The 6070-nt window shown below is 67.6% G+C and carries 5 protein-coding genes; 1 reads left to right on the top strand and 4 read right to left on the bottom strand.

All coding sequences use genetic code 11. The features are described 5' to 3' along the window. Both Q4C89_RS08595 and ptsP read right to left on the bottom strand, forming a co-directional pair. Positions 1 to 231 (bottom strand): PfkB family carbohydrate kinase (locus Q4C89_RS08595; protein ID WP_303102193.1); only part of this gene is annotated, 231 nt, incomplete at its 3' end. A gap of 1 nt (position 232) precedes the next feature. Further along, positions 233 to 2713, bottom strand: a complete 2481-nt coding sequence (ptsP, locus tag Q4C89_RS08600) for a phosphoenolpyruvate--protein phosphotransferase (RefSeq protein WP_303102194.1) — start codon at positions 2711 to 2713, stop codon at positions 233 to 235. Positions 2714 to 3025: 312 nt separating this feature from the next. Between ptsP and Q4C89_RS08605 the strand changes: the two genes are divergently transcribed. Then, a complete protein-coding gene (locus tag Q4C89_RS08605; RefSeq protein WP_303102195.1) occupies positions 3026 to 3811 on the top strand; it encodes a DeoR/GlpR family DNA-binding transcription regulator in 786 nt (261 codons plus the stop codon). Between the two features lie 58 nt (positions 3812 to 3869). Here the strand turns inward: Q4C89_RS08605 and Q4C89_RS08610 are convergent, their stop codons facing one another. Together Q4C89_RS08610 and Q4C89_RS08615 are read right to left on the bottom strand one after the other, a co-directional pair. Next, positions 3870 to 5021, bottom strand: a complete 1152-nt coding sequence (locus Q4C89_RS08610) for a phenylacetate--CoA ligase family protein (protein ID WP_303102196.1) — start codon at positions 5019 to 5021, stop codon at positions 3870 to 3872. Between the two features lie 198 nt (positions 5022 to 5219). Continuing rightward, the gene (locus tag Q4C89_RS08615; RefSeq protein ID WP_303102205.1) at positions 5220 to 6014 is read right to left on the bottom strand and encodes an ABC transporter ATP-binding protein; all 795 of its coding nucleotides are present in this window, start codon (positions 6012 to 6014) and stop codon (positions 5220 to 5222) included. Positions 6015 to 6070: the final 56 nt, after the last annotated feature.

Genomic DNA, 6070 nt, shown 5'->3' on the forward strand with positions numbered 1-6070 from the left:
GCCCTTGGCCTGAAAAAGACTTTCGAAAGCCTGGGCGTTGTCGGCTCCCAGCAAGCCAGTCGCCGTCACGCTGGCGCCCCAGTCGGTCAAAAAAGACGCCACGTTCACGCCCTTGCCGCCCGCATTCAGGTGGAGTTCCTGCCCGCTGTTGACCGTGTTCGGCGTCCAGCCGTCGGCCCGCACGGTCATGTCCAGCGCGGGGTTGAGGGTCAGGGTCAGAAGGCGCGGCATCTCAACCCTTCACCAGCGCCCGCACCGCTGCGGCGTCGGCCTGCCCAAGTGCCCGCTGGGCCAGGTCACGCAGTTCGGCGCTGCTGTGCCCGCGCAGGGCGGCTTTGACGGTGGCGACTTGCGGCGTACTCACCGATAGTTCCTTCACGCCCAGGCCCGCCAGCATGAGGCAACCCACATCGTCGCCTGCCGCGCCACCGCACACGCCCACCCATTTGCCGTGGCGGGTGGCGGCGTCCAACGTCAGCCCGATCAGGCGCAGCACGGCGGGGTGCATGGCGTCGGTCTGGCGGGCCAGCTGGGGGTGCATTCTGTCCATCGCCAGGGTGTACTGGGTCAGGTCGTTGGTGCCGACGCTGAAGAAATCCACTTCGGGCGCGAGGCTCTCGGCCATCAGCGCGGCGCTAGGCACTTCGATCATCACGCCCAGCGGCACGTGGCCCACCCCGAACTCGGCCCGCACTTCATCGAACATGGCGCGGGCGCGGCGGAAGTCTTCCAGGGTCGAAATCATGGGGAACATGACGTGAACGTTCGGGTGGTCCCCAGCGACCCGCACAATCGCCCGCAGTTGCGGCATGAACAGGTCGGGCCGCTCGAAGCACAGGCGAATGCCGCGAATGCCTAGGAAGGAGTTGTCCTCGCGGGCCAGCCCCAGGTAGGGCACTTCCTTGTCGCCGCCGATGTCGAGGGTGCGGATAATCAACGGCCTGTCGCCCAGCGCCTGCGCCATCGCCCGGTATTCGGCTTCCTGGTCGGCCTCGGTGGGAATCGAGTCGCGTTCGAGAAACAGGAACTCGGTCCGCATCAGGCCCACGCCTTCGGCCCCGGCGTCGAGGGCGCCCGCCGCGTCGGACGCACGGTTGATGTTGGCGGCGACTTCGACCCGCACGCCGTCGGAGGTCGCGCCGGGCTGGTGGCGCTGCGCCCGCGCCTGCTCACGTTCCTGCGCCAGCACGTCCATGCGGGTGCGGGCGGCGCTCACGTCGGCCTCGGAGGGACTGAGGTAGAGGCGGCCCGCCGAGCCGTCCAGAATGGCGAGGGTGCCGTCGGGAACGTCCAGCACCCCGTCGCCCGCCGCCACCATCGCGGGCAGGCCCAGGCCACGGGCGATGATGGCGGTGTGGCTGGTCGGCCCACCCTGCGCGGTGGCAAAGCCCAGCAGCGTGTCGGGGCCGAGGCGGGCGGTGTCGCTCGGCGTCAGGTCGGGGGCCAGCAGGATGACCTGCTCACCCGTCGGCACGCTGTCTTCCTGAAGGCCCAGCAGATGCCGCAGCACCCGCCGCTGCACGTCGCTGAGGTCGATGGCGCGGGCCGCCAGCGTGGGGTCGTCGAGTTTCTTGAGCTGGTCAATGCGTTCGTTGGTGGCCTGCTGGTAGGCCCAGGCGGGGCCGTGCCCGTCCAGAATGCGGCCCACGGCGTCCTGCACGGTGCCTTCGTCGGCCAGCAGTTCGCGGTGCGCCCCGAAAATGGCGGCTTTGTCCGCGCCGAATTTGGCCCGCACGTCGTCCATCACCACCGACAGTTCGGCGTCGGCGGCCTTGAGCGCGTTGTCCAGGCGGGCGGCTCCGTCGGCGGGGTCACCGGGTTCGTCAGGCACGACCAGGGGCCGGGGCGCGTGCTGCCGGGTGCGGCCCATCACCAGACCGTCGGCGGCTCCCACGCCTTCCAGGGTCGCGGCCACGCTCTGCGGCTCCCAGTCGAGGCGGCGGGTCGGAGCCGGGCCAGCCTGCGCCGGGGCGCTGAGGTCGTCGCCCAGCCCGGCCTGAATCGCGTCCACCAGTTGCGGCAACAGCGCCTGCTGATCGGTGGAAACGGTCAGGAGCGTGCCTTTGGTCAGGCCCAGGCTGAGCATGTCCATCAGTTTGGTCGCGTCGCCGGATTTGCCGTTGTCCACGCGGGTCAGGCGCACTTTGGCCCCGGCTTTCTTGACCATCGTGGCGAGCATGGTGGCGGGGCGGGCATGCATCCCCTGGGGGTTGGGCAGCGTGACCTGGGCCGTGTGGGGCAGGTCACCGGACGTGGCACCCGCCGCCGCCGGGGCAGGCCGCTCACCCGTCAGCGCCTCCACGATGTCGTCGGGGTTGGGGGTGACCCACAGCCGCTCAACCAGGGCTTCGTCGCCCAGCACGCGGGTCAGGCGGCGCAGGATTTGCAGGTGTTCGTCGCTCGCCGCCGCAATCCCGATGACCAGATGCACCGGGCCGTCGGCGTCCTCGCCCCAGTCCACCCCGCCCGGAACCTGCAGCACGGCGATGCCCGTTTGCCGAATCAGGTGACGCGACTCTGGGGTGCCGTGGGGAATGGCGACGCCACTGCCCAGGTAGGTGTTGGCCTGGGTTTCGCGCTCGCGCATTCCGGCGAGGTAGGCGGGGTCGACCTTGCCGCCCGCCGCCAGCAGTTCCACCACCTGCGAGAGGGCTTCGTCCTTGCTGGCGGGCGCTGCGCCCACCCTGACCAACTGCCGCGAAAGTTCAATCATTGCTTTTCTCCTCTCCGGAGCGCCTTCTCCGGCTTTGCCCACGCCTCGGTGCTGCACAGGTTTGACGAATTGTGATTGATTTTGAACGTACCTGATACTAGGTGAAGGAATAACAGAGTGCAAGTCGAGACGACTGGGCGAAAGGAGGCCGAAAAAGGAAGGCTGACCGGATGGGGGTAGAGTCAGCTTATCAGCGTGGTCAATCCTAGGAGAAGGCCGCTCTGCCGCGCCCGTCCTTTCCCGACTCGCGTCCTCTCCCCTCCTCTGATTCCCTTTGAGCAATTCTGAGCGATTGCGCTAACATGTGGGGGCATGACCTCCCTTCTTGCCGAGGAGCGCCTGACGCGCATCCTGCAACTGCTGGCCGAGCGTGGCCCGCTGCGGACGACGGCGCTCACCGGGGCGCTGGGGGTCAGCAGTGCCACGACCCGGCGCGACCTCGACACGCTGGCGGCGCGGGGCCTGATTCGCAAGGTGCATGGCGGCGCAGCGTTGGCAGAAGCGCCGGCTCCGCCCAACCAGGACCAGTTCTACCGCGACCGCGAACAAATCAACCGCGCAGGCAAGGCGCAACTGGCCCGCGCCGCGCTGCCGCTGATGACGCCGGGGCAAACCGTTTATCTGGATGCCGGAACCACCGCGCTCGCCCTGGCGCTGGCCCTGCGAGACGCGCCCACGCTGCTCAGGACACTCCGCATCGTGACGCACGGCATAGACGTGGCCTACGCGCTCAACGGGGAGTGTGCGCTGTACATGGTCGGCGGCGAGGTCTACGGCAGCACCTACAGCGTGACCGGCCCCGACGCGCTGGCGACGGTGGAACGCTACGGTTACGATCTGTTTTTCGTCGGCTGTACCAGCATTCACCCGGTGCAGGGGCTGACCAATTCCAACGGCACCGAGGCCCAGCAAAAGGCCGCCATCATGCGGCGGGCGCACCAGACCATCCTGCTGGCCGACCAGAGCAAATGGGGTCTGCCCGGTTTTGCCAGTTTCGCCGCGCTGGGCGACGTGCGGGCCTGGGTGACCGACGCCGCCGCCCCCGATGCCCGCGCCGCCTTTGAAGCTGCCGGGGTACAGGTGGTCAGCGCCGAATAATCAGAGCCAGTCGGAATCCCTCCCGGCTGGCCCGCTTGTTCCGAGGATTTAAGAACCCCTACCCGCGTTCGTCCTGCACGCCCTGACCTTCGTGCGCCGGGTCGAGGTGCAACTCGTCGGCACGGATGGCGAAGCGGCGCTGAAAGTCGGCCCGCAGGTCTTCGAGGTCGGCGCGGGCTTCCGAGCGTACCGACAGGTGCAGGCGGTCGGCTCCACCCACCGAATGCAGCCGCAGCGTGTGCTGGGTGTGGTCGAGGCCGTGTCCCGCCAGCCAGAAGGCGACCTCACGCGGAAACAGCTTGACGCCCTTGACCTTGAGCATGCCGCCCACGTTGCCGAAGACGCCGCCGGGCAGGAAGGTGCCGTCCCTGCGCCGTTCCAGCCGGGTCAAGTCGCCCGTGCGAAAGCGCAGCAGCGGCATGGCCTCTTTCGTCAGGTGGGTGACAACCAGTTCGCCGCGCTCGCCGTCGGGCACCGGGGTTCCGGTTTCGGGGTCAATCACCTCGACAAAGACCCAGTCGTCCAGCACCCGCAGCCCGTCTTGCTGCGGCGTTTCCAGCGCAATCAGTCCGGCCTCGCTGGTGGCGTAGCAGTCGAGCGCCAAGCCGCCCAGCGCCTCCTGTACCCGCTGCCGCCGCCCGGCGATGCTGGTGAAGGGTTCGCCCGCCGCGATGAGCAGTTCGACCTTGGCTCCCGCCTCACCGAGTTTCTGGGCAAAACTGGGGGCCGACACCAGCACGCGCACCCCCAGCCGCCGCAGCGTTTCGAGTTGCGCCTCGGTTTCGCCCGGCCCGAAGGGAATGGTCTTGGCCCCCAGACTTTCCAGGCCGTCTTGCATCAGCCAGCCGCCCGCAAAGCGGTGGTAGCCGAAGGCCACCTGCACATGGTCGTCCTCCCGGATCCCGGCCCGCGCAAAGGCCCGCGCTCCCGCCTCACCGTGTCTCTCCACGTCGCGGCGGGTCGCGTACTCGAGCAGCCAGCCGCCGCCGGGGTGGGGGGTCAGGTGAACCCGCACAGCGCCGGGGTGGGCCAGTTCGCCCGCTTCAAAGGCTTCGGTCAGGCGCTCACGGGTCAGAAAAGGCACGTCGGCCCAGGCGGTAGGCACTTCGCGCAAAGTAGCGCGGTAGAGCGGCAATTCGCGCAGCCGCGACAGCAGGGCGCAAAAACCTACGGGTTCAGATAAAGACGGTGGCGACAGCGTATCGGTCATAGGACTCCCAGCCTTCCCCATCAGCAGAGAAGTAAAAAGCGGCTTCGACGGTTCGCGACGGTCAAGGACCGCCTAGAGCAATTCTCCGAATTACGCGTGCGTCGGGACAGCACCGCCGCCCGCTTCATTCTTCGTCCTGCTCATCTAAATTCACTCGCGCTGCTCGGACAAAATCACTGCGTTCTTTTGTCAAATGCTCTACATCCAGCGTTTGCGCCGCTTGTAGCTCTTGACATCGCGGAAGCTCTTGCGGCTGCCCTGCTCGGTCACGCCGAGGTAGAACTCCTTGACATCGGGGTTGCTGGCGAGTTCGGCACTTTTTCCCTCCATCACGATGCGCCCGCCTTCCATCACGTAGCCGTAGTCGGAGTGGCGCAGGGCGAGGTTGGCATTTTGCTCGACCACCAGCACGCCCAGGCCCTCGCGCTGGTTGATCTGGCGCACGTTGTCGAAGATTTCCTGCACCAGCAGCGGCGCGAGGCCCAGGCTCGGTTCGTCCAGTAGCAGCACCTTGGGGTGCGCCATCAGTGCCCGCCCGATGGCGATCATCTGCTGCTCCCCGCCGGAGGTGTACCCGGCCTGCTTGTGGCGCAGCATCTCCAGTTTAGGAAAATAGCTGTAGATGCGCTCCAGGTCGGCCTTCCAGTTCCCCCGGCCCAGGATGGCCCCAGCCCGCAGGTTTTCCTCGATGCTGAGGTGCTTGAAGACCCGGCGGCCTTCGGGCACCTGCACCACGCCGCTCTTGACGACCTCGGTGCCGTTCATGCTCGACAGGGTCTTGCCCTCGAAGGTGACGGTGCCTTCGCGGATTTTGCCGTTTTCCGGTTTGAGCAGGCCCGAAATGGCCCGCAGGGTGGTGGTCTTGCCCGCGCCGTTGGTGCCGAGCAGGCTGGTCACGCTGCCCGCCCGCACCGTGAGCGATACGCCGCGCAGCACCTGCACGATGTCGTGGTAGACGACTTCGACGTTGTTGACGGTCAGGTCGCTCGCCATCTTGCCAGGAGCGAGGGGCGGGGCCGTGTTCAGTGCGGGAGTGGATAGGGTCACGC

Source organism: Deinococcus sp. (assembly GCF_030523985.1).
Classification (GTDB): Bacteria; Deinococcota; Deinococci; order Deinococcales; family Deinococcaceae; genus Deinococcus.